This window comes from Variovorax sp. WS11, from assembly GCF_010499245.1.
Taxonomy (GTDB): Bacteria; Pseudomonadota; Gammaproteobacteria; order Burkholderiales; family Burkholderiaceae_C; genus Variovorax.
Map to the genome: position 1 here is coordinate 421,699 of NZ_JAAGOW010000002.1, position 19,796 is coordinate 441,494.

Consider the following 19,796-nt stretch of genomic DNA (forward strand, 5'->3'; position numbering starts at 1 on the left):
ACATGCGTACGCGAAGGGCGCAGCACCGCGTCCTGGAAATGAATTGCTGATTCCCACGATGAACATCCCTACGACACAACCCATCACCCTGCTCGTCTGCGCCCTCGGCGGCGAAGGCGGAGGGGTGCTCACCGAATGGCTCGTCGAGGTGGCCCGCCACGCGGGCTACGCTGCGCAGAGCACGTCCATCCCCGGCGTGGCGCAGCGCACCGGCGCGACCACCTACTACATCGAGGTGTTCCCGGTGCCGCAGGCCGAGCTCGGCGGCCGGCGGCCGGTGTTCAGCCTGAGCCCGGTGCCGGGGGCGCTGGATGCGATCGTCTCCTCCGAGCTGCTGGAGACCGCGCGGCAGATCGGCAACGGCATGAGCGCCCCGGCGCGAACCCTCGTCATCAGCTCCTCGGGGCGCACGCTGACCACGGCCGAGCGCATGCAGCTGGGCGATGGCCGCGCCGACAGCGACAGGCTGCTGGACGTGATCAAGGCCTTCAGCCGCGAGCATCACGTGTTCGACATGGGCACGGTGGCGCGCGACGCCGGCACGGTGGTCAGCGCCGTGATGCTGGGCGCGGTCGCGGGCAGCGGGCTGTTTCCCTTCCCGCGCGAGGCCTACGAGCACGTGGTGCGCGGCGGCAAGGCGCCCGACCAGGCCGGCAAGATGGCCGCGGCCAGCCTGCGCGGCTTCGCGCAGGCCTTCGAGATCGTGCGCGCGCCGCGCGAGCAGGCCGCGATGGTGAGCCGGCTGCTGGCCACCACCGGGCCGGACGAGCCCGCGGCGCACGCGCTGCCGGCCGCGGTCGCGCAGCTGTTCCCGCCGCAGGTGCAGGGCCTGCTGGCGCTGGGCTACGCCCGCGTGCTCGACTACCAGGACGCCGCGTACGCGCAGCTCTACATCGAGCGCCTGCAGCAGGTGCTGGCAGCCGAGCGCGCGGCCGACCCTGCCGGTGCCCACGGCTTTGCCATCACCCACGAGATGGCGCGCTGGCTCGCGCTGTGGATGGCCTTCGACGACATCGTGCGGGTGGCCGAGCTCAAGAGCCGCAAGAGCCGCACTGCGCGCGTGCGGCGCGAGGTGCGGGCCGGGGACGAAGACATCGTCAAGGTCTACGACCACTTCAAGCCGGGCACGCCCGAGTTCGCGGCGCTGCTGCCGCAATCCTTGGCCCATCGCCTCACGGCCTGGGACCGGCGCCGCAAGGCGCCCTGGGCCCTGCCGCTGAAGGTCGGCAGCCACGCGGTCTTCGGCATGGCCTCGCTGCGGCTGCTGGCCTCGCTGCGCTGGCTGCGCCGGCGCGGCAGCCGCTTCGCCGAAGAGCAGGCGCTGATCGGGCGCTGGCTCGCCGCCGTGCTGCAGGGCACGCGCAGCGGCTGGCGCCTGGGCCACGAGATCGCGCTGTGCGGCCGGCTCATCAAGGGCTACGGAAGCACCAACGAGCGCGGCAAGCAGAACCTGCTGCACGTGATCGGCCACCTGGCCGAGCTGCCCGGCGCCTCCGCCGCGGCGCGCGCCGAGGCCATCGCCTCGGCCCGGCAGGCCGCGCTGGCCGACGACGCCGGCAAGGCGCTCGACGCCGCGCTCGTGCAGCACGGCGCGCCGGCGCGGCCCGTCGTGGCCCAGCCGATCCGCTGGATGAAGCGCCGGCCCGCCGCCACCCCATGAACCAACGAGAAGGAGACCCGCGATGACAACGACAAGACCCCGCCACGCGATCCCATTGCGCCGCGCATTGCTGGCGCTGGCGCTGGGCGCCGCCGTGGTGCCGGCCGCCCAGGCGCAAGGCAGCAACTGGCCCAGCAAGCCCATCAAGGTGGTGGTGAATTTCCCGCCCGGCGGCGCGGCCGACACCATCGCGCGCGCGATCTCCCAGCCGCTGCAGGACGCCCTGGGCCAGCCGGTGCTGATCGAGAACCGCGGCGGCGCCAACGGCAACATCGGCGGCGAGAACGTGGCGCGCGCGGTGCCGGACGGCTACACGCTGCTGATGAGCTCGGGTGGCATGGTTTCGGTGAATCCGCACCTGTACCCGAAGATGCCCTTCGACCCCACCAAGGACCTGATCCCAGTGGCCGCCGCGGCGCGCATCCTCGTGTTCCTGGTGACCAAGCCCTCGCTGCCGCCGCAGAACGTCAAGGACTTCATCGCCTATGTGAAGGAGCGCCCGGGCAAGCTGTCCTTCGGCTCGCCCGGCACCGGCAGCTCGCCGCACCTGGCCGGCGAGATGTTCAAGAGCCAGACCGGCCTGTTCGCGGTGCATGTGCCCTACCGCGGCGCGGCGCCCGCGCTGCAGGACCTGCTCGCCGGCCAGATCGACTTCTCCTTCGATCCGGGCATCGGCCTGAACCAGGTGCGCGCGGGCAAGCTGCGCCTGCTGGCCGTGGGCAGCCCGAAGCGCTCGCCGCTGTTCCCGGAGGTGCCCACGCTCGACGAGGCTGGGCTCAAGGGCTTCGACGCCGACACGGTGTTCGGCTTCTACGCGCCGGCGCGCACGCCGCCCGAGGTCGTGACCCGGCTCAACACCGAGATCAACCGCATCCTGGCGACGCCGGCGGTGAAGGAGCGCATTGCCAACCTGGGCGGCGAAGCGGTGCCGGGCACGCCGGCGGCCTTCCACGACCGCGCCATGGCGGACTCGGCGCGCTTCGGCGCCATCATTCGGGAAAGAAAAATCCTTGCGGATTGATCACTGAATGAGCCCACAAGTCACCTACACCGTCCGCGTCGAATTCGGCGACTGCGATCCTGCCGGCATCGTCTGGTTTCCCAATTTCTTCCGCTGGATCGACGCGGCTTCGCGCCACTTCTTCGCCGAGCGCGGCGTGCCGCGCTGGGAGGAGACGGCGCAAACGCTGGGCGTGATCGGCACGCCGCTGGTCGACACCCACACCCGCTTCGTCAAGAGCGCGAGCTACGGCGACACGCTCACGATCGCGGTGGCGATCCCCGAGTGGCGCGACAAGAGCTTCCTGCAGACCTACCGCGTGAAGCGCGGCGAGGACCTGATCCTTGAATGCGAGGAGGTGCGCATCTTCGCGGCCAAGCGCGAGGGCGGCGGCATCCGCGCGGTGCCGATCCCGCCGGAGATTCGGCGGCTCTGCGAGTAGTCACGGCCCGCGCACCCTGGCGCTGGGTTTCGCGTTTTTTGAATACTTTCTTATTGTTTCTTGCGCGCGCGAGGACTAAGCTCCGCACACCTCGGTGGCAATAAAAAAGGGGGAGCGATGACCAGCGTTCCATCCGCGCGGGCCTTGCCCGGGCTCGCCTGTGCGTCCATGGTGTTCCTGGGTTGGTGCGGCGGCGAGGACGGAGGCGGCGGCAGAGCGCAGGTCACCGACAGGACCCTGAGCACGTCCGCGTCGAGCAACAAGCCGGCGCCACCGGAGGGGCAGCCGGCAATCCTGATCAGTCCGACGCCCGGCACCAAGTTCGCCAGCCGCAGCGCGACCTTCATCTGGACCAACACCGGCGCCAATCAGTACGGCTTCACGCTCCAGTCGACCTCCTCGGCGACACCGGTGGTCGACACCGTGACCAGCGCAACCACGCTGACGGTGACGAACCTGCCCATCAACGGTGCGGAGTTCGTGGTCCGGCTGCGCTCCCGATTCAAGGGGAAGTGGCTGACAGCCAACGAGTACCGCTTCACGGCCGCCGGCTACACCGCGGCGCAGTCCACCGCAGCCGTCAAGCCCTGGTCCGATCCGATCGCGCTTCCGCTCGTGCCCGCGTCGGCCGCCAACCTGCCGGACGGCAAGCTGCTGCTGTGGGCGGCCCGCTCGCCCACCAGCTTCAGCACGAGCAGCAGCGAGGCCTACACCTACACCTCGGTGTTCGACCCCGCCACGCGAACTTCGGGCCCGCTGACGGTCACGGCAACGGGCCACCAGATGTTCTGCCCCGGCCTCAGCATGCTGGCCGACGGCAGCGTGCTGGTCAGCGGCGGCAGCGATGCGGCGATGACCTCGATCTACGACCCCGCACTCGGCGGCTGGGCGACGGGAGCGAAGCTCGGGATTCCGCGTGCCTACCAGTCCAGCACGACGATGTCCGACGGCTCCGTGTTCACCGTCGGCGGTTCATGGAACGGCGGGCAGGGTGGCAAGAACGGCGAGGTATGGTCGGCCAGCACCAGGACCTGGCGCACATTGGCCGGCGTACCGGCCCACATGCCGGACGCGAGCAATGTCTCGAACCCGCCGCTGGCCGGCCCGGATGCGGCCGGGGTCTACCGCGGCGACAACCACATGTGGCTGTTCGGCGCCGCCGGTGGCTGGGTGTTCCACGCGGGCCCCGCCGCCGCGATGCACTGGATCGACACGCGCGGCAGCGGCGCCATCCTGCAGGCGGGCTTGCGCAGCGACGACCCCTACGCCATGACTGCCAGCGCGGTGATGTACGACGTCAACAAGATCCTCAAGCTCGGCGGTGCGCCCAACCACGACAGCGGCAACGCCTTCAACACCGCCTACGTCATCGACATCGGTGCGGGCCCGCCGAATCCGCCTACGGTGCGCAAGGTCTCGCCCATGGCCTATGGCCGCACCTTCGTCAACAGCGTGGTGCTGCCCAACGGCGAGGTGTTCGTGATGGGCGGCCAGACGCAGCCGGTGCCCTTCTCCGACTCCTACAGCGTGCTGGCCGCCGAGCTGTGGAGCCCGGTGTTCGAAAGCTTCATCACCCTGCCGCCGATGCAGAAGCCGCGCAACTACCACAGCGTCGCGCTTCTGCTGCTGGACGGGCGGGTGCTGGCCGGCGGCGGCGGGCTGTGCGCCTGTCCTGCCGACCACGCGGACGCAGAGATCTACACGCCACCCTATCTGCTGGCGCCCGATGGTTCGCCGGCGCCTCGCCCGGCCATCACGGCCGCGCCGGCCAGCGCCACGTGGGGCAGCCAGATCGCCGTGACGACCGACCGCGCGGCGGCCAGCTTCGCGCTGATGCGCATGGCTTCGGCCACCCACTCGGTCAACACCGACCAGCGCCGCATCCCGCTGTCCTTCACCGGCACGACAGGCAACTACCAGTTGGGCATTCCGGCCGATCGCGGCGTGGTGCTGCCGGGCAACTACATGCTGTTCGCGCTGGACGCCGGTGGCGTGCCCAGCGTGGCGCGCACGATCAACATCCGGTAGTGGCCGGCGCGCTTTGCAAGCTAGGGCTCCCGATGGCGCTGGCGCTCGCAACCGCACTGCCCGCGTGCCTCGCATCGGACCGGTCGCGCGAAGCCGCCGTGCCGGCCTCGGTGGCGCGCGGTGCGCGCCTGTTCGACGGCACCGAGCCGCTCGCCGGCACGCTGTCCGGGCACAGCACGCCGCTGCCGGTCGTGGCGACGCGCTGCATTCAGTGCCACAGCGGCCCTGGCAAGTCCACCACCGCGGCCTCCGATTTCGCGCCGCAACTGGACCGGCGCCAGCTGCGCGAAGCCCGCGCGCGCCGGGGCGGGCCGCCCATCGCGTACGAGCAGTCGTCCTTCTGCCGCACGCTGCGCACCGGCGTCGATCCGGCCCACATCGTGCTGCCCCGCGCCATGCCGCGCTTCGATGCCGACGATGCCCAGTGCGCGGCCTTGTGGGACTACCTGACGCGGGGGCCTGCCGAATGAGCGCGCATTGTTCCCTCGTCCCGTCCCGGCCGGCATCCCACGGGCGCCGGCACCTGCTGGCCGCCGGCGCCCTGGCGTGGCTGGGGGTGCTGCCGGCCGCCCGCGCCGACGCCGCCGTGGGCCCGGTGATGCCGGCCGTGACGGCACCCGCCTTGCCGCTGCGGCGCCACGACGGCGCCGCGCCGACACTCGCCGCGCAACTGCGCGGCACCCCCACCGCCGTCCAGTTGATGTTCACCGGCTGCAGCACGGTCTGCCCGATCCAGGGCGCCCTGTTCGCGGCGCTGCAGGCCGCCTTGACGGCCGAGCGCGATGCGACGCGCCTGCTGTCGCTGAGCATCGACCCGCTGGCCGACGACCCCGCCGCCCTCAGCGCCTGGCTGCGGCGTTTCGGCGCCGGGCGTGTATGGAGCGCGGCTGCGCCCGCCCCGGCGGCGCTCGACCTGATGCTCTCGCACTTCAGGGGCGGCGTGGCCGCGGGCGACCGCCACACCGGCCAGGTTTATGTGTTCGATCGCCAGGCCCGGTTGGTCTGGCGCACCAGCGAGCTGCCGCCGGCGGCCGAGGTCCTGGCGGCGCTCAGGCGCGTGGCCTGAGCGCTCACCCGGTCACCCGGCGTGCAGGTGCGAATGCCGCGCCCCTTCGTACAGGCTGCGCGCCAGCGCGCGATGCCGCGCCAATAGCGGCGGCAGTTCCACGTCCTGCAAGACCCCGTCGCGGATTGCCACCCGCCCGTTGATCACGCTCAGCGCCACATTGCCAGGCTGGCAGAACACCAGCGCGGCCACCAGGTCGTGCCAGGCTCCGGCGTGGGCCACGCCGCGCAGATCGAAGGCCACGAGGTCCGCCGACATGCCCGGCGCCAGCGCGCCGATGTCGTCGCGCCCCAGCACGCGCGCGCCGCCCAAGGTGGCAATCTCCAGCGCCTCGCGCGCCGTCATCGCCGCGGGGCCGTAACCCACGCGCTGCAGCAGCAGGGCCTGGCGCGCCTCGCCGAGCAAGTGAGCGCCGTCGTTGGAGGCGCTGCCGTCCACGCCCAGGCCCACCGGCACGCCGGCGCGGCGCATGGCACCGACGGGCGCAATGCCCGAGGCCAGCCGCATGTTGGAGCAGGGGCAATGCGCCACCCCGGTGCCGGTGCGGCCGAAGAGGGCAATGCCGGCCTCGTCCAGCTTGACGCAGTGCGCGTGCCAGACATCGCGCCCTACCCAGCCCAGGTCCTCCGCGTACTCGGCCGGCGTCATGCCGAACTTCTCGCGCGAGTAGGCGACGTCGTTGTCGTTCTCCGCCAGGTGCGTGTGCAGCGAGACGCCGCGCTCGCGCGCCAGCACGGCCGAGTCGCGCATCAACTCGCGCGAGACCGAGAAGGGCGAACAGGGCGCGAGCACGATGCGGCGCATCGAATGCCGGCTCGCATCGTGCCAGCGGTCGATCAGGCGCTCGCTGTCGGCCAGGATCGCGGGCTCGCTTTCCACCAGCTCGTCGGGCGGCAGCCCGCCCTGGCTCCTGCCCACACTCATGCTGCCGCGCGCGGCATGGAAACGCATGCCCATTGCCTCGGCCGCTTCGATCGAGTCGTCGAGCCGCGCGCCGTTGGGGAACAGGTAGAGATGGTCGCTGGTCGTGGTGCAGCCCGAGAGCATCAGCTCGGCCATCGCCGTCTGGGTAGAGACGCGGATCATCTCGGGCGTGAGGCGGGCCCAGAGCTGGTAGAGATTCGTGAGCCAGCCGAAGAGCTCGGCGTCCTGCGCCTCGGGCACGGCGCGGGTGAGGCTCTGGTACATGTGGTGGTGGGTGTTGACCAGGCCCGGCATCAGCACATGGCCCTGCAGGTCGACGGCATCGGCGCGGCCGTCGCGCAGGGCCTCGGCATAGGCGGCCGGCAGCTCGACGCTGGCGCCGACCCAGGCGATGGCCGGGCCTTCGACCACCACCGCGCCGTCAGCGATCTCGCGCCGCCCGGCATCCATGGTGAGCAAGACTTCGGCGTGCCGGAGGACCAGGGGGCGATGGGAGGGTGCGTGCATGGCGTGCGGCTCCGTGGGAATGGCGAGCGCCCATTCTGCCGCCCTGGGTGCCAAGCCCCTGCGAGCCTTGGCGCCGGTAAGGCCGCGCCCCAGGCGCAGCCCCGCTACTGGCCGCTGGCGTGGCAGGCTGCGCGGATGATGCGATCGGCGGGATTGGGTTCGATGCTGAGAAATCGCATCGGCCGCGGCTTCTCCGAATAATCGGTGGTCTTGTGCGCCTCGCCCTGCCACAGAGGTGCCATGTAGAAGCGCGCGAACAGGTACTCGCCCTTCTTTGCCCGGCAATCGAAGGCGACGCGGGCATCGTACGAACGGTAGGGCACGCCCTCCCAGTTGGCGCGGTCCTGCGAACGGCTCACGCGCAGGTTCATGATCCTGCGCTCGCCCGTGACCTTGATCGCCACCGGATCGACCTGGACCGTGTTCACCAACGAATCTTCAGGATTGCCGGTGACAGTGAACCACGCGGCCTCGGCCGCGACGCTGGCGCCCACCAGACCGAAGCACGCGAACCACCATCTCACGCCGGATATCCTTTGCAGTCGAAGACGAGCGAATTCTAGTGGCCCACCTGGCGAGGCCCGGCGCCGGTCACGCTAGGGCTAAGCGGCCGCCACGCGCGCGATCCCGGCCCGGAACACTTCCGCAGCAGCCGCCGCGTCCGGCGCGCCGTCGAGCTGCGCCCGAAAGCTGTGGTCGGTGAAGAGCCGGGCGACCAGCGCGAGCAACTGCAGATGATCGTCCCTGGCGCCCTCCTCCGGGACCATGATGGCCAGCAGCTGCGAGACCGGCTTGCCGTCCGGCGCATGGAAGGCGATGGCGCGGCGGGTGCGGATGAACAGGGTGGTCGGCTGTGAGATACCGCCGATGCAGGCGTGCGGAATCGCGAATCCGTCGCCGAGTGCGGTGGTGCCTGCCTGCTCGCGCCGCCACAGCGCGCGAACGACCGGCGCCGGGTCGAGCCCCCGAGCGCGGCAGATTGCCTCCGCCGCGACCTCGAGCGCATGAGGCCGGTCCCGGACGTCAACGTCAAACAGGATCTCCTGCGGTTGCAACCAGGCAGCGATCTGCGCGATGTCCTTGCTCATCCGGTCGTCCTCTCGTTGTGCCGGCGTCATTGTCGCTCCGACCGGATCGCCTCACACCCGACATTCCGGTCTGTAGGCTGCCGCCGCTCGCCAGCCGGCGGCACCGTCCTACTCATCGCACGCCGCTCGCGGCGCATGACGCCTTGGCGCTCAGCCGCCGGCCACGGCGGACAGCCGAGGACAAACGGGGGACGTCATGCGTAAAGACTGCCGGTTCGAGACATGGATGAAGACATGGGCCCGCGTGGCCTGCATCGCGGCGGCCGGCGGCTCGCTGCCTGCGGTGGCGGCGGTGGCGGGCATGGAGGCGCGGCGTGGTTCTGCCGCCACCGGGCCAGACCCGGCTTGGCTGCGACGACTCGATCAAATCCGGCTTCAAGCCCGACGCCAACACCAGCGTGCTGCTGGTCAAGTCCTTCAAGACCGGCGATCCGCTGCTGCTGACGGGCGCCCCGACGCCCTCCACGCCCACCGCCACCACCGACCTCTGCGTGGTGAAGCTGCTGGTGGGACCGGGCAACCCGGGCCCGACGGACGCGCCCTCGACCTCGCCCGGCATCGGCATCGAGGTCTGGCTGCCCGGCGAGGCGAAGTGGAACGGCCGCGTGCATGTGAAGGGCGGCGGCGGCTGGGCCGGCGGCGTGCACACCTCGCTGACGGCGCTGGCCGGCCTCACGGGCGGCAGCGCCGGCGCGCCGGCAGACGCCGCCATGGTGGAAGGCGCGGTCTCGGCCAGCACCGACACCGGCCATGCCAACACCGCCAACGGCGGCTCCTTCGCGATGAAGCCCGACGGCACGGTGAACACGGCGCTATGGAACGACTTCGCGCAGCGCGGCATCCACGAGATGGCCGTCAAGACCAAGGCGCTGGCGACCGCCTTCTACGGCACCGCGCCCCGCTTCTCCTACTGGAACGGCTTCTCCACCGGCGGCCGCCAGGGCCACATGGAGGCGCAGGCGAACCCAGCCGACTTCGACGGCATCCTGGCCGGCGCGCCGGCCATTAACTGGACGAAGTTCATCACCGCCGAGCTGTACCCGCAGATCGTCTACCAGCGCGACCTGGGCGGCGTGCCGCTGACGGCAGCCCAGCTGACGCTGATGGGCAATGCCGCCATCAACGCCTGCGACGTGGTGAACAGCCAGCACCTGGGCTACATCCCCGACCCCTCGCAATGCCGCTACGACCCGCAGCTGGACGCCGCCGTGCTGTGCCCGAGCAGCGGGGGCGCCGGGCCGGCCGGCAGCTGCGTCACGGCCGCCCAGGCCCTGGCGATGAACAAGATCTGGTACGGCCAGACCAGCAACGGCTCGGTGCCCTCCCCCTCGGCGGACAACGGCTTCGCGACCTCGCCTGCCACGTCGGCCAACCAGCGCTGGTACGGGCTGGCGCGCGGCACCAGCCTGACGGGGCTGGGCGGCACGACGCCCTTCACCATCGCGACCGACATGGTGGCGCTGGAACTGCAGGACCCGACCTGGGCCACGCCCTCCTTCATCAACGCGACGGGCAACGGCATCAACCGATGGACGACGCTGTCGTACGCGAACCTTTCCAACGCCTTCGACCAGGGCATCGCCCTGCAGGCCGCCTTCGCCAACATCAACACCGACGACCCGAACATCGACCGCTTCGCCGCGCGCGGCGGCAAGATGCTGGTCTACCACGGGCTCGCCGACACGCTGATCCCGCCGCAGGGCACCGTGAACTACTACACACGCCTGGCGTCCCGAGCGGGCGGCGATGCGGTGGTGCGCAACTATTACCGCCTTTTCCTGGTGCCGGGCATGGCCCACGGCTTCAGCAACGGCACCACCAATCCGGCCGCGAACCCGCCGCTGCCGACCAACGCCCAGCTCTACCTGGCGCTGACGCTGTGGGTTGAAAGCGGCAACTCGCCCGAGCGCATCGACGTCTCGGCGCCGGCCACCGGCACCTCGCCGGCCAGTTCGCGACCGCTCTGCCTGTATCCGACCAAGGCCACGCTGACCGGCGGCGATCCGCGGCTGGCGGCGTCGTACGTCTGCTCCTGAATGAGAACTTACGATTAATCCTTCAGCCTTATGCCGGATGATTTGTTGCACCCCGTGGCGACTAATGCCACAGTTTGGTGACCTTCCCGTCTACGGGAATCTCCTCTCCCACCATTTTTTGCGAGACCATTGGCGCCATCACATCACCGCTTCGTTCCACAAGCACTTCCATGGCCAAGATCACCTTCGCACAATCGCCCGCCACCGCCCCGCGCCGCGCGCCCCGCCTGGTTTTCCGGCCGGCCGATGCGCGCCGCCTGTTCCGGCGCGGTGACCTGGCGATGTGCGCGGGCGCTATCGTGGTGGTGTGCGAGTCCGAGCGTGACGAGGGCAACGCCAATCCCGAACTGAGCGTGCGCTCCACCCGCGGCATCGACGGCACGGCGCGGGCCAAGAGCCTGCAACTGCTGGCCGGCGTGGACACGCAGGAATTCGGCCCCGGCTACCACGACCTGCTGAAGTTCATCGCCGAAGCCGGCGCCGCCCTCTGATCATCGGCGGCCGCAGCGCCGCCTGAGTCTCTAGTCGGCCTTGATGTCGGCCGCCTTGATCACCTTCGACCATTTCACCAGTTCCTGGTCCACGAACTTGCCCAGCGCGGGCGGGTCCATGTAGACGGCGAAGGCGCCCTGGTCATCCACCTTCTTGCGGAAGCTCTCGCTCTCGACGATCTTGCGGATTTCGCCACTCAGCTTGGCGACGATTTCCGGCGGTGTCTTCGCCGGCGCGAAGACCGCGAACCACGAATCCACCTCGTAGCCGGGCAGCCCGGCCTCGGCCGACGTCGGCACGTTGGGCATCGACGGGTGCCGCTGGGTCCCCGTATAGGCCAGCGCCTTGAGCTTGCCGCTCGCGATGTGGCCGATCACCGAGGGCGGCGTGGTGATGAACATGTCGACGTTGCCCGCGATCAGGTCGTTGATTGCCGGGCCCGAGCCCTTGTAGGGCACATGGGTCATCGGCTGCTTCGCCTGGCGCGACAGCAGCTCGCCCGCGATGTGCTGGATCGAGCCGTTGCCGGAGGAGGCGTAGTTGAGGCCGCCGTCGCCCTTCTTCTTGCCGTATTCGATCAGCTCCTTCATCGAGTTGACCGGCAGCTTGCCGCTGACCGCCACCACGTGCGGCGCGCGCATCACCAGCGCGACCGGCACGAAGTCCTTGGTCGGGTTCCACTTGATCTGCTGGAACAGCGCGGGGTTGCCCACGTGGTAGCCGGAGTACTGCATGAGCAGCGTGTAGCCATCGGGCGCGGCGCGAGCCACGGTCTCGGTACCGATGTTGCCGCTGGCGCCCGGCTTGTTGTCGACCACCACCGGCTGGCCGAGCGCACGCGACAGTGGATCGCCGACCAGGCGCGCCATGATGTCGGTGGAGCCGGCCGGCGCCGTGGGGACGATGAAGGTGATGGGTTTCGAGGGAAAGGTGTCGGCGTGCGAGGCCATCACGGCGAATGCGGCGCAGGCCGCGAGCAGACGGGGGGCGAGTTTCATGTCTTGTCTCCTTTTCAAAAAAAAACGCGTACGGGTGCTCAGGCCTTCAACTCCGAGATCTCGATGAGGTTGAGATCCGGGTCGCGCACATAGACCGAGCGGATGCGCGAAGTCGCACCGGTGCGCATCACGGGGCCTTCGATGATGGGTACCTGCTTTTCTTGCAGGCGCGCGATCACGTCGTCCAACGGCACGGCGGCGATAAAGCAGAGGTCGAGCGCGCCGGGCATCGGCGCCTGCGCCTTGGGCTCGAACTCGTGGCCCTTCAGGTGCAGGTTGATCTTCTGGTTGCCGAAACGGAAGGCCTTGCGGCCCTCGCCGAAGGTCTCGAGCGCCATGCCCATGACCTCGACGTAGAAGCGCACGCAGGCGGGCTCGTCGGCGGTGGTCAGCACCAGGTGGTCCAGATGGTCGATCATGCTTGCGGCTCCTTTCTGCCTTCGCCACGCGCCTTTGCGCGCTCGACGATCTCGCTGAAATCCGCCGGCGGCGCATGGCGCGTGAGGCGGTGGCCGGCGCGGGAGACCTGAGCCGGCAGTTCGTGCTGCACCAGCGCTTCGAGCTGGGCCGCGGCGCCGATCAGGCCGTCGAGGTCCATGCCCGTGTCGTAGCCCATGCACTGCAGCATGTGGATCACGTCCTCGGTCGCGACGTTGCCGGTCGCGCCGGGCGCATAGGGGCAGCCGCCGATGCCGCCCAGCGACATGTCGAAGCGGCGCACGCCAGCCTCGACCGCCGCCACCGTGTTGACCAGGCCCATGGCGCGGGTGTTGTGGAAATGCGCGGTGAAGTCCAGCGCCTCGAAGCGCGCCAGCGCGCTCGCGCAGACCTCCTGCACCTGCGTCGGATAGGCCATGCCGGTGGTGTCGCACAGGGTGATACCGGCCACGCCCAGCGCGGCGAAGCGGTCGACCCAGCCCAGCACGCCGTCGAGCGGCACTTCGCCCTCCATCGGGCAGCCGAACACGCAGGACAGCGAGACGTTCACCGGCACCTTCGCCTGTCGCGCCAGCGCGATCACCTCGGTCAGCTGCGCGAAGGACTGCTCGCGCGTCATGCGCAGGTTGGCGAGGTTGTGGGTCTCGCTGGCCGACATCACGATGTTGAACTCGTCGACGCGGCTGTCCAGCGCGCGCTCGCCGCCGCGCAGGTTGGGCACCAGCGCGGTGTAGACCACGCCGGGGCGGCGCGCGATGCGGCCCATGACCTCCTCGCCGTCGCGCAACGCCGGGATGGCCTTGGGCGCGGTGAAGGAGGTGACCTCGATCTTGGCGTAGCCCAGGCCGCTCAGGCGGTCGACCAACGCGATCTTGTCGTCGGTGGGGATGAAGCGGCTTTCCATCTGGAAGCCGTCGCGGGTGGCGACCTCGTTGACGTAAAGGCGCGTGCCGTTTCCGGTGTTCATGCGAAGTCCTTTCAGTGGGTGCGCGCAGGCCAGCCGGCGCCGGGCTGCAATTGATCGTCGTGCTCGCCCAGTCGCGGCGCCGGATGCGCGATGCGGCCCGGCGTGGCGCTGAGCTTGGGAACGATGCCCGGCACCTTGAGCGTGCGGCCATCGGAGGTGGGCGCCTCGATGATCATTTCGCGCGCCAGGTACTGCGGATCGCTCGCGATGTCGGCCACCGTGTAGATGCGCCCGACCGGCACGCCGGCCGCATCGAGCGCAGCCAGCACGTCGTCGCGGCTGCGCTGCACGGTCCAGGCCTCGATGGCGGCATCGAGCATCTCGACCTGCGCCACGCGGCCGTCGTTGTGGCGCAGGGCCGGGTCGTCCTCCAGGTCGGGGCGCTCGATCACGCGCATCAGTCGGCGGAAGATGCTGTCGCCGTTGCCCGCCACCAGCACGTAGTGGCCATCGTTGCAGCGGTAGGCGTTGGTAGGCGCGATGCCCGGCAACGCGCTGCCGGCGCGCTCACGCACCGCGCCGAAAGCGTCGTACTCGGGCAGCAGGCTCTCCATCACGTTGAAGACCGACTCGTAGAGCGCCACGTCGATGAACTGCCCTTCACCGCCGTGGGCCGCGCGATGGTAGAGCGCCATCAGCACGCCGATCACGCCGTGCAGCGCCGACAGCGTGTCGCCCAGCGAGATGCCCACGCGCACCGGCACCCGGCCCGGCTCGCCGCTGAGATAGCGCAGCCCGCCCATGGATTCGCCGAGCACGCCGAAGCCGGGCTTGTCGCGGTAAGGGCCGGTCTGGCCGTAGCCCGAGATGCGCAGCATCACCAGCTTCGGGTTGAGCGCATGCAGCTGCTCCCAGCCCAGGCCCCAGCCCTCCAGCGTGCCGGGCTTGAAGTTCTCGATCAGCACGTCGGCCTCGAGCGCCAGGGCGCGCACCGCCTCCTGCCCTTCGGTGCTGCGCAGGTCCAGGCAGACCGAGCGCTTGTTGCGCGACTGCACTTCCCACCACACCGAGCTGCCGTCGCGCAGCATGCGCCACTTGCGCAGCGGGTCGCCGACCTCGGCGGGCTCGACCTTGATCACGTCGGCGCCGAATTCGGCCAGGGTCTTGCCGGCAAAAGGGCCGGCGATGAGCTGGCCGAGCTCCAGGACTTTGAGGCCTTCGAGTGCGTTCATGGCGTTGCGTTTGTCTCTTGAGTGGAATGGCCTCCACTGTAGAAAAGCGGCGGCCTTTGCGGAATTGCTTTGACGGCAGAAGGGCTTCGCAAAATGCGAAGGCCCTCCCTAGAATCGCCCCATGGTCCGCACCATCAACCCGGCCCGCATCGACTTCGTCACCCTGCGCCTGTTCTGCGCGGTGGCGCAATCGGGCAGCATCACCAAGGGCGCCGAGGCCTGCCACCTGGCGCTCTCGGCGGCGAGCCGGCGCCTTTCCGATTTCGAAAGCGCCACCGGCTCGAAGCTGCTGGAGCGCAGCGCCCAGGGCATTGCGCTGACGCCGGCCGGCCACGTGGCGATGCAGCACGCAATGCGCCTGTTCCAGGGCTTCGAGCAGTTCAGCAGCGAGCTGGGCGACTACGCGGCCGGGGTGCGCGGCCATGTGCGGCTGTGGGCCAACATGTCGGCGCTCACCGAGTTCCTGCCAACGGCGCTCGCAACCTTTCTGGAGCGGCATCCCGACATCCGCGTCGAGGTCGAGGAGCAGCTGAGCGGCGACATCGTGCGCGCCCTGGTCGACGGCCTGGCCGACGTCGGCGTGTTCGCCGAGAACACGCCGGCCTACGGGCTGGACATCGCGCCCTTCCAGACCGACGAGCTGGTGGTGCTGTGCGCCAGGCAGCATCCCCTGGCGCGCCTGAAGCGGGTCGATTTCAAGACCTGCCTGGGCTACGAGTTCGTGGGCCTGAACCGCAGCAGCTCGCTGCTGGAGCTGACCTCGCGCGCGGCCGAGCAGGCCGGCGTTCCGATGCGGCTGCGGGTGCAGGTGCGCAGCTTCGATGCGATGTGCCACATGATCGCGGCCGGCCTGGGCATCGGCGTGGTGCCGCTGGCGGCCTGCTCGGCGCAGGTCAGCGTGCTGGATCTGCGCGTCGTGCGGCTCAAGGACGCCTGGGCGGTGCGCCGGCTGCTGATGGCCACCAAGACCGGCGAGGCGCTGTCGCCGGCCGCGGGCCTGCTGCTGCGGCACCTCGCGGCCTCGGGCGACGACCACCGGCCCGGCGCGGAACGCGCGGCAGCGACCTGATCGGAGAAGGCGCCATGGCGAACACAAGAAGGCAACGCACGAACGCCCCGCCCGGGCCCGCGGCCAAGCGCACCCTGCCCGGCCAGGTGGTGCTGGTGTTCCAGGGCGGCGGCGCGCTGGGCGCCTACCAGGTCGGCGTCTACCAGGCGCTGCACGAGGCGGGCATCGAGCCCGACTGGGTGATCGGCACCTCCATCGGCGCCATCAACGCCGCGCTGATCGCGGGCAACCCGCCTGAGCGGCGGCTCGACCGGCTCGATCGCTTCTGGACGCAGATCCAGGCACTGACCGCCGGGCCCGAGCTGCCGGCATGGCCGGAGCTGGGCCGGCTGCTGTCGAACATGGCGACCCTGGTGCGCGGCATTCCCGACTTCTTCACGCCCAACCTGCACGCGCTGCGCGGGCCGGCCGCACCGCTCGGCATCGAGGCTGCTTCCTACTACAGCACCGCGCCACTGCGCGAGACGCTGAACGAGCTGCTCGACCTCGACTACCTGAACCTGTGCCGCATGCGCATGACGGTGGGCGCGGTGAACGCCCGCAGCGGCGAGATGCGCTACTTCGACACCCGCGACGAGCAGCTCGGCATCGAGCACGTGATGGCCTCCGGCGCCCTGCCGCCGGCCTTTCCGGCCGTGCGCATCGGCGGGCAGCCCTACTGGGACGGCGGCATCTACTCCAACACGCCCATCGAGGCCGTGCTCGACGACAAGCCTCGCCGCGACTCGCTCATCTTCGCCGTCAACATGTGGCAGCAGGCCGCGCCGGAGCCGCAGTCGATCCTCGAGGTGATGGCGCGCCAGAAGGACATCCAGTACGCCAGCCGGGCCGACAGCCACATCGCGCGCCAGAAGCAGATCCACCGGCTGCGCCACGTGATTCGCGAGCTGCAAAAGAAGATCCCGGCCGCGCGGCGCGCCGACCCGGAGGTGGTGGAGCTGGCCGCCTACGGCTGCGGCACCCTCATGCACGTCGCGCACCTGGTGGCGACGCCGCTGGGCGGCGAGGACCAGACCAAGGACATCGACTTCACCGCGGCGACCGTGCGGGCCCGCCGCGCGGCGGGCCTGGCCGACGCGCGGCGCATGATCGCGCAGGCACCGTGGGAGACAGCCGCGGTGGATCCGATCGAGGGCGTGATCGAGCACCGCTGAGCGCCCGCGAGGAGCGTAATATGCAGCGGCTCTGGTGTGTTCCCCATGGAGTTGGCATCGGTGAACTCGGCTGATCTCAAACAACGCCTGCTGGCCATCCTCGCGGCGGACGCCGTGGGCTATTCGCGCCTGATGGCCATCGACGACCGCGGCACCGTGGCCGCGCTCGATGCCGCCCGCGCGGTCTTCCGCAGCCGCATCGAGGCCGGCCATGGCCGCGTGATCGACATGGCCGGCGATTCGGTGCTCGCCGTGTTCGAGACCGCGGCAGGCGCGGTGACGGCCGCCATCGCCGTCCAGCAGCAGCTGGGCGCGTCCACAGGCAGCGTGCCGCAGGACCGGCGCATGCTCTTTCGCATCGGCATCCACATGGGCGACGTGATCGAGAAGGCGGACGGCACGGTCTACGGCGACGGCGTGAACATCGCCTCGCGGCTGTGCGCGGTGGCCGAGGCGGGCGGCATCGTCGTGTCCGACGCGGTGCACGGGGCCGTGCGCGACCGGATCGTCGCCAGCTTTGTCGACCAGGGCGAGCAGCCGATGAAGAACATCGCGCACCTGGTCCACGCCTTCCAGCTGAAGCCTGCCGAGCCGGCGCCCTCGCCCCCACCCTCGCGCTCGACCTCTCCGGCACTGCGCCTGCCGGACCGGCCTTCGCTGGCCGTGCTGCCCTTCACCAACATGAGCGGCGACCCGGAGCAGGAGTACTTCGCCGACGGCATCACCGAGGACATCATCACCGACTGCTCCAAGATCTCCGGCCTGTTCGTGATCGCGCGCAACTCGACCTTCACCTTCAAGAAGCAGAACGTCGACATCAAGGACGTGGGCGCCAAGCTGGGCGTGCGGCACGTGCTCGAGGGCAGCGTGCGGCGCCACGGAATGCGGGTGCGCATCAACGTGCAGCTCATCGATGCCGAATCCGGCGGGCATGTCTGGGCGGACCGCTACGACCGTGACCTCGAGGACATCTTCCTGGTGCAGGACGAGGTGACGCGCAAGATCGTGGAGACGCTGGAGGTGCGGCTCACCGGCAACGAGGAGGCGCGCCGGCACGATCGCGGCAAGGTCAACGGCGAGGCCTACGACTATCTCATTCGCGCGAAGAGCTGCATCGTGCAATTCACGGAACCGGCCCTGGTCGAGACGCGCGAGATGCTGGAGCGCGCACTGACGATCGACCCGGAGTTGGCGCAGGCCTATGCCTACCTGGCGATCGCCCGCGGCGTCGAGTACGCCAACGCCTGGAACGGCCGGACGGCGGACGACCTCGAAGAAAACCTGGCGATCGCGCGCAAGGCCTGCGAGTCGGACCCCGCCGAGCCCATGTCGCATCACGCGATGTCGAACGCGCTGATGTGGCTGCGCAGGCTGGACGAGGCCGAGAGCGCCGCGCGGCGCTCGGTGGCGCTCGACCCCAACTCCGCCCAGAGTCATGGGACGCTGGGCATCATCCTGGATTTCTCCGGGCGGCACGCGGAGGCGATCGAATCGCTCGCGAAGGCCCTGCGCCTCGACCCGGAGTTCAGCCTGTGGCGGCATGCGCAGGGGCGGGCTCAATTCGCCCTCGGGCACGACGCCGAGGCCGAAGTGAGCTTCAAGCGCCGCCTGATCCAGATGCCAGGGTCGGACGTCACGCGCGCCTACCTGGCGTCGCTCTACGGCCACATCGGCCGCCGCGACGAGGCCGGCCGGATCTGGCGCGAGCTGATGGCCCTGCATCCCGGCTACACGATCGAGCTCACGCTGCGCGTCCTGCCCTACACCAGCCCGGCGCCGCTCGAGCGCTTCGTGGCGGGGCTGCGCAAGGCCGGGTTGGTGGCTTGACCCGGCAGGGCGGCCGGGCCGTTCAGGACACCGTCCCCGCCCCCACCAGCATCTCGCACGGCCCTTCGAACCCTTCCGCGGTCTCGAAGCCCCGCAGCGCGACCTCGATCGCCTCCCAGGTCCGCGCCCGCTCCTCCTCGCCCAGCCCGATCATCATCTGGTGCAGTGCCCCGAAGGACTCCCGCTCGAAACGCACGCACTCCGCCGCACTCGGCAGCCGCACCGGCGAAGGCACCTTGCGCACCTCGATCTCCTGCAGCCCCGCCTTCGCGAAGGCGGCCTCGAGCACGCCCTCCCCGCCCAGCGAGAAAGGCCCGGGCTGCCCCGGCAGCGGCGGCGGCAGGCCGGCGCGCTCGCGGATGATCTTCACGGGGATCGAGAAGAAGGCGTTGCGCTCGGGCGTCGAGTACACGACCGCCGACACGCGCCCGCCCGGCCGCAGCGCCCGCCGCATGCCCGCCAGCGCGCGCTGCTGGTCAGGAAAGTAGATCAGGCCGACGCGGCTGATCACGGCATCGAAGCTCGCGGCCGGCAGGGTGTCGAGCGCCTCGCCGTCGAGTTCGCGGACCTCGAGGTTCGTGAGCCCGGCGGCCCGGGCATCGGCCGTGGCGCGTTCCAGCAGCGCAGGCGCGATGTCGGTGGCGAGCACGTGGCCCGACGCGCCCACGCGCCGCGCGGCGGCTATCGATTGCTCGCCGGCACCGGCCGCGACGTCGAGCACGCGCGAGCCCGGCCCGATGCGCGCGAGCTCGAACATGGTGTCGGTCGCGGCGCCGAGCCAGCGGCCGAGGAAGGGGCCCCAGCGATGCCAGGCCTCGGCCGCGGCCTGCCATTGCGCGCGGGTGGTGGTCTTGAAGGCGGCGGGATCGAAGACAGGCGGGGTGGCGACGGTGCTCATGGTGCTCTCCTTGAGGTGGGGTGATGCCGC

The 19,796-nt window shown here is 70.3% G+C and carries 19 protein-coding genes; 11 read left to right on the forward strand and 8 right to left on the reverse strand.

Translation table 11 applies throughout. From position 1 onward, the window contains the following. Positions 1-64: 64 nt before the first annotated feature. From GXN78_RS22530 to GXN78_RS22555, 6 genes are all read left to right on the forward strand, one after another. Positions 65-1,660 carry an indolepyruvate oxidoreductase subunit beta family protein gene (locus GXN78_RS22530; protein WP_106557205.1) on the forward strand — a complete coding sequence of 532 codons (1,596 nt, stop codon included), beginning with the start codon at positions 65-67 and terminating at the stop codon, positions 1,658-1,660. A gap of 22 nt (positions 1,661-1,682) precedes the next feature. After that, on the forward strand, positions 1,683-2,681 hold the full coding sequence (locus GXN78_RS22535; protein ID WP_106557134.1) for a tripartite tricarboxylate transporter substrate binding protein: 999 nt from the start codon (positions 1,683-1,685) through the stop codon (positions 2,679-2,681). A 7-nt stretch (positions 2,682-2,688) separates the two neighbouring features. Continuing rightward, complete coding sequence (locus tag GXN78_RS22540) at positions 2,689-3,102, forward strand: acyl-CoA thioesterase (RefSeq protein WP_106557135.1); 414 nt, start codon at positions 2,689-2,691, stop codon at positions 3,100-3,102. A gap of 117 nt (positions 3,103-3,219) precedes the next feature. Next, a complete protein-coding gene (locus GXN78_RS22545; RefSeq protein WP_106557136.1) occupies positions 3,220-5,130 on the forward strand; it encodes a galactose oxidase-like domain-containing protein in 1,911 nt (636 codons plus the stop codon). Next, entirely contained in the window at positions 5,130-5,600 is a 471-nt protein-coding gene (locus GXN78_RS22550) for a hypothetical protein (RefSeq protein WP_239142860.1), read from the forward strand. The genes GXN78_RS22545 and GXN78_RS22550 overlap by 1 nt, the downstream gene beginning before the upstream one ends. Continuing rightward, positions 5,597-6,196: an SCO family protein gene (locus tag GXN78_RS22555; protein ID WP_106557137.1), complete on the forward strand. Its 600-nt coding sequence runs from the start codon at positions 5,597-5,599 to the stop codon at positions 6,194-6,196. Before GXN78_RS22550 ends, GXN78_RS22555 begins: the two co-directional genes overlap by 4 nt. A 12-nt stretch (positions 6,197-6,208) precedes the next feature. Here the strand turns inward: GXN78_RS22555 and GXN78_RS22560 are convergent, their stop codons facing one another. From GXN78_RS22560 to GXN78_RS22570, 3 genes are all read right to left on the reverse strand, one after another. Beyond that, a complete protein-coding gene (locus tag GXN78_RS22560; RefSeq protein ID WP_106557138.1) occupies positions 6,209-7,627 on the reverse strand; it encodes an 8-oxoguanine deaminase in 1,419 nt (472 codons plus the stop codon). A gap of 104 nt (positions 7,628-7,731) precedes the next feature. Beyond that, the gene (locus GXN78_RS22565; protein ID WP_106557139.1) at positions 7,732-8,151 is read right to left on the reverse strand and encodes a surface-adhesin E family protein; all 420 of its coding nucleotides are present in this window, start codon (positions 8,149-8,151) and stop codon (positions 7,732-7,734) included. 78 nt (positions 8,152-8,229) lie between these two features. Continuing rightward, positions 8,230-8,715: a PTS sugar transporter subunit IIA gene (locus GXN78_RS22570; protein ID WP_164255660.1), complete on the reverse strand. Its 486-nt coding sequence runs from the start codon at positions 8,713-8,715 to the stop codon at positions 8,230-8,232. A gap of 314 nt (positions 8,716-9,029) precedes the next feature. On the opposite strand from GXN78_RS22570, the gene GXN78_RS22575 reads away from it, so the two are divergent. Both GXN78_RS22575 and GXN78_RS22580 read left to right on the forward strand, forming a co-directional pair. Continuing rightward, positions 9,030-10,751 (forward strand): tannase/feruloyl esterase family alpha/beta hydrolase, encoded by a 1,722-nt coding sequence (locus GXN78_RS22575; protein ID WP_239142861.1) that lies wholly within the window; start codon positions 9,030-9,032, stop codon positions 10,749-10,751. Positions 10,752-10,921: 170 nt separating this feature from the next. Then, positions 10,922-11,242 carry a hypothetical protein gene (locus tag GXN78_RS22580; RefSeq protein WP_106557142.1) on the forward strand — a complete coding sequence of 107 codons (321 nt, stop codon included), beginning with the start codon at positions 10,922-10,924 and terminating at the stop codon, positions 11,240-11,242. Between the two features lie 30 nt (positions 11,243-11,272). Here GXN78_RS22580 and GXN78_RS22585 read toward each other — a convergent pair whose 3' ends face one another. From GXN78_RS22585 to GXN78_RS22600, 4 genes are read right to left on the reverse strand one after another with little or no spacing between them, the layout of a single operon-like run. Then, entirely contained in the window at positions 11,273-12,241 is a 969-nt protein-coding gene (locus tag GXN78_RS22585) for a tripartite tricarboxylate transporter substrate binding protein (RefSeq protein ID WP_106557143.1), read from the reverse strand. A gap of 38 nt (positions 12,242-12,279) precedes the next feature. Further along, a complete protein-coding gene (locus tag GXN78_RS22590) occupies positions 12,280-12,660 on the reverse strand; it encodes a VOC family protein (protein ID WP_106557144.1) in 381 nt (126 codons plus the stop codon). Continuing rightward, positions 12,657-13,646, reverse strand: coding sequence for a hydroxymethylglutaryl-CoA lyase (locus GXN78_RS22595; protein WP_106557145.1), 990 nt, complete (start codon positions 13,644-13,646; stop codon positions 12,657-12,659). Before GXN78_RS22595 ends, GXN78_RS22590 begins: the two co-directional genes overlap by 4 nt. A gap of 11 nt (positions 13,647-13,657) precedes the next feature. After that, entirely contained in the window at positions 13,658-14,818 is a 1,161-nt protein-coding gene (locus GXN78_RS22600) for a CoA transferase (protein ID WP_106557146.1), read from the reverse strand. Between the two features lie 121 nt (positions 14,819-14,939). Between GXN78_RS22600 and GXN78_RS22605 the strand changes: the two genes are divergently transcribed. From GXN78_RS22605 to GXN78_RS22615, 3 genes are read left to right on the forward strand one after another with little or no spacing between them, the layout of a single operon-like run. Then, positions 14,940-15,887 (forward strand): LysR family transcriptional regulator, encoded by a 948-nt coding sequence (locus tag GXN78_RS22605; RefSeq protein ID WP_106557147.1) that lies wholly within the window; start codon positions 14,940-14,942, stop codon positions 15,885-15,887. A 14-nt stretch (positions 15,888-15,901) separates the two neighbouring features. Then, complete coding sequence (locus GXN78_RS22610; protein WP_106557148.1) at positions 15,902-17,041, forward strand: patatin-like phospholipase family protein; 1,140 nt, start codon at positions 15,902-15,904, stop codon at positions 17,039-17,041. Positions 17,042-17,101: 60 nt separating this feature from the next. After that, positions 17,102-18,868: an adenylate/guanylate cyclase domain-containing protein gene (locus GXN78_RS22615; protein ID WP_204162268.1), complete on the forward strand. Its 1,767-nt coding sequence runs from the start codon at positions 17,102-17,104 to the stop codon at positions 18,866-18,868. A 22-nt stretch (positions 18,869-18,890) separates the two neighbouring features. On the opposite strand, the gene GXN78_RS22620 is transcribed toward GXN78_RS22615, so the two are convergent. Then, complete coding sequence (locus GXN78_RS22620; protein ID WP_106557150.1) at positions 18,891-19,766, reverse strand: methyltransferase domain-containing protein; 876 nt, start codon at positions 19,764-19,766, stop codon at positions 18,891-18,893. Between the last annotated feature and the right edge of the window lie 30 nt (positions 19,767-19,796).

Coding starts and splice junctions, on each gene's coding strand:
- GXN78_RS22535 (WP_106557134.1), top strand. CDS start 1,683: ATGACAACGACAAGACCCCGCCACGCGATCCCATTGCGCCGCGCATTG.
- GXN78_RS22540 (WP_106557135.1), top strand. CDS start 2,689: ATGAGCCCACAAGTCACCTACACCGTCCGCGTCGAATTCGGCGACTGC.
- GXN78_RS22545 (WP_106557136.1), top strand. CDS start 3,220: ATGACCAGCGTTCCATCCGCGCGGGCCTTGCCCGGGCTCGCCTGTGCG.
- GXN78_RS22555 (WP_106557137.1), top strand. CDS start 5,597: ATGAGCGCGCATTGTTCCCTCGTCCCGTCCCGGCCGGCATCCCACGGG.
- GXN78_RS22560 (WP_106557138.1), bottom strand. CDS start 7,627: ATGCACGCACCCTCCCATCGCCCCCTGGTCCTCCGGCACGCCGAAGTC.
- GXN78_RS22570 (WP_164255660.1), bottom strand. CDS start 8,715: ATGAGCAAGGACATCGCGCAGATCGCTGCCTGGTTGCAACCGCAGGAG.
- GXN78_RS22580 (WP_106557142.1), top strand. CDS start 10,922: ATGGCCAAGATCACCTTCGCACAATCGCCCGCCACCGCCCCGCGCCGC.
- GXN78_RS22585 (WP_106557143.1), bottom strand. CDS start 12,241: ATGAAACTCGCCCCCCGTCTGCTCGCGGCCTGCGCCGCATTCGCCGTG.
- GXN78_RS22590 (WP_106557144.1), bottom strand. CDS start 12,660: ATGATCGACCATCTGGACCACCTGGTGCTGACCACCGCCGACGAGCCC.
- GXN78_RS22595 (WP_106557145.1), bottom strand. CDS start 13,646: ATGAACACCGGAAACGGCACGCGCCTTTACGTCAACGAGGTCGCCACC.
- GXN78_RS22600 (WP_106557146.1), bottom strand. CDS start 14,818: ATGAACGCACTCGAAGGCCTCAAAGTCCTGGAGCTCGGCCAGCTCATC.
- GXN78_RS22605 (WP_106557147.1), top strand. CDS start 14,940: ATGGTCCGCACCATCAACCCGGCCCGCATCGACTTCGTCACCCTGCGC.
- GXN78_RS22610 (WP_106557148.1), top strand. CDS start 15,902: ATGGCGAACACAAGAAGGCAACGCACGAACGCCCCGCCCGGGCCCGCG.
- GXN78_RS22620 (WP_106557150.1), bottom strand. CDS start 19,766: ATGAGCACCGTCGCCACCCCGCCTGTCTTCGATCCCGCCGCCTTCAAG.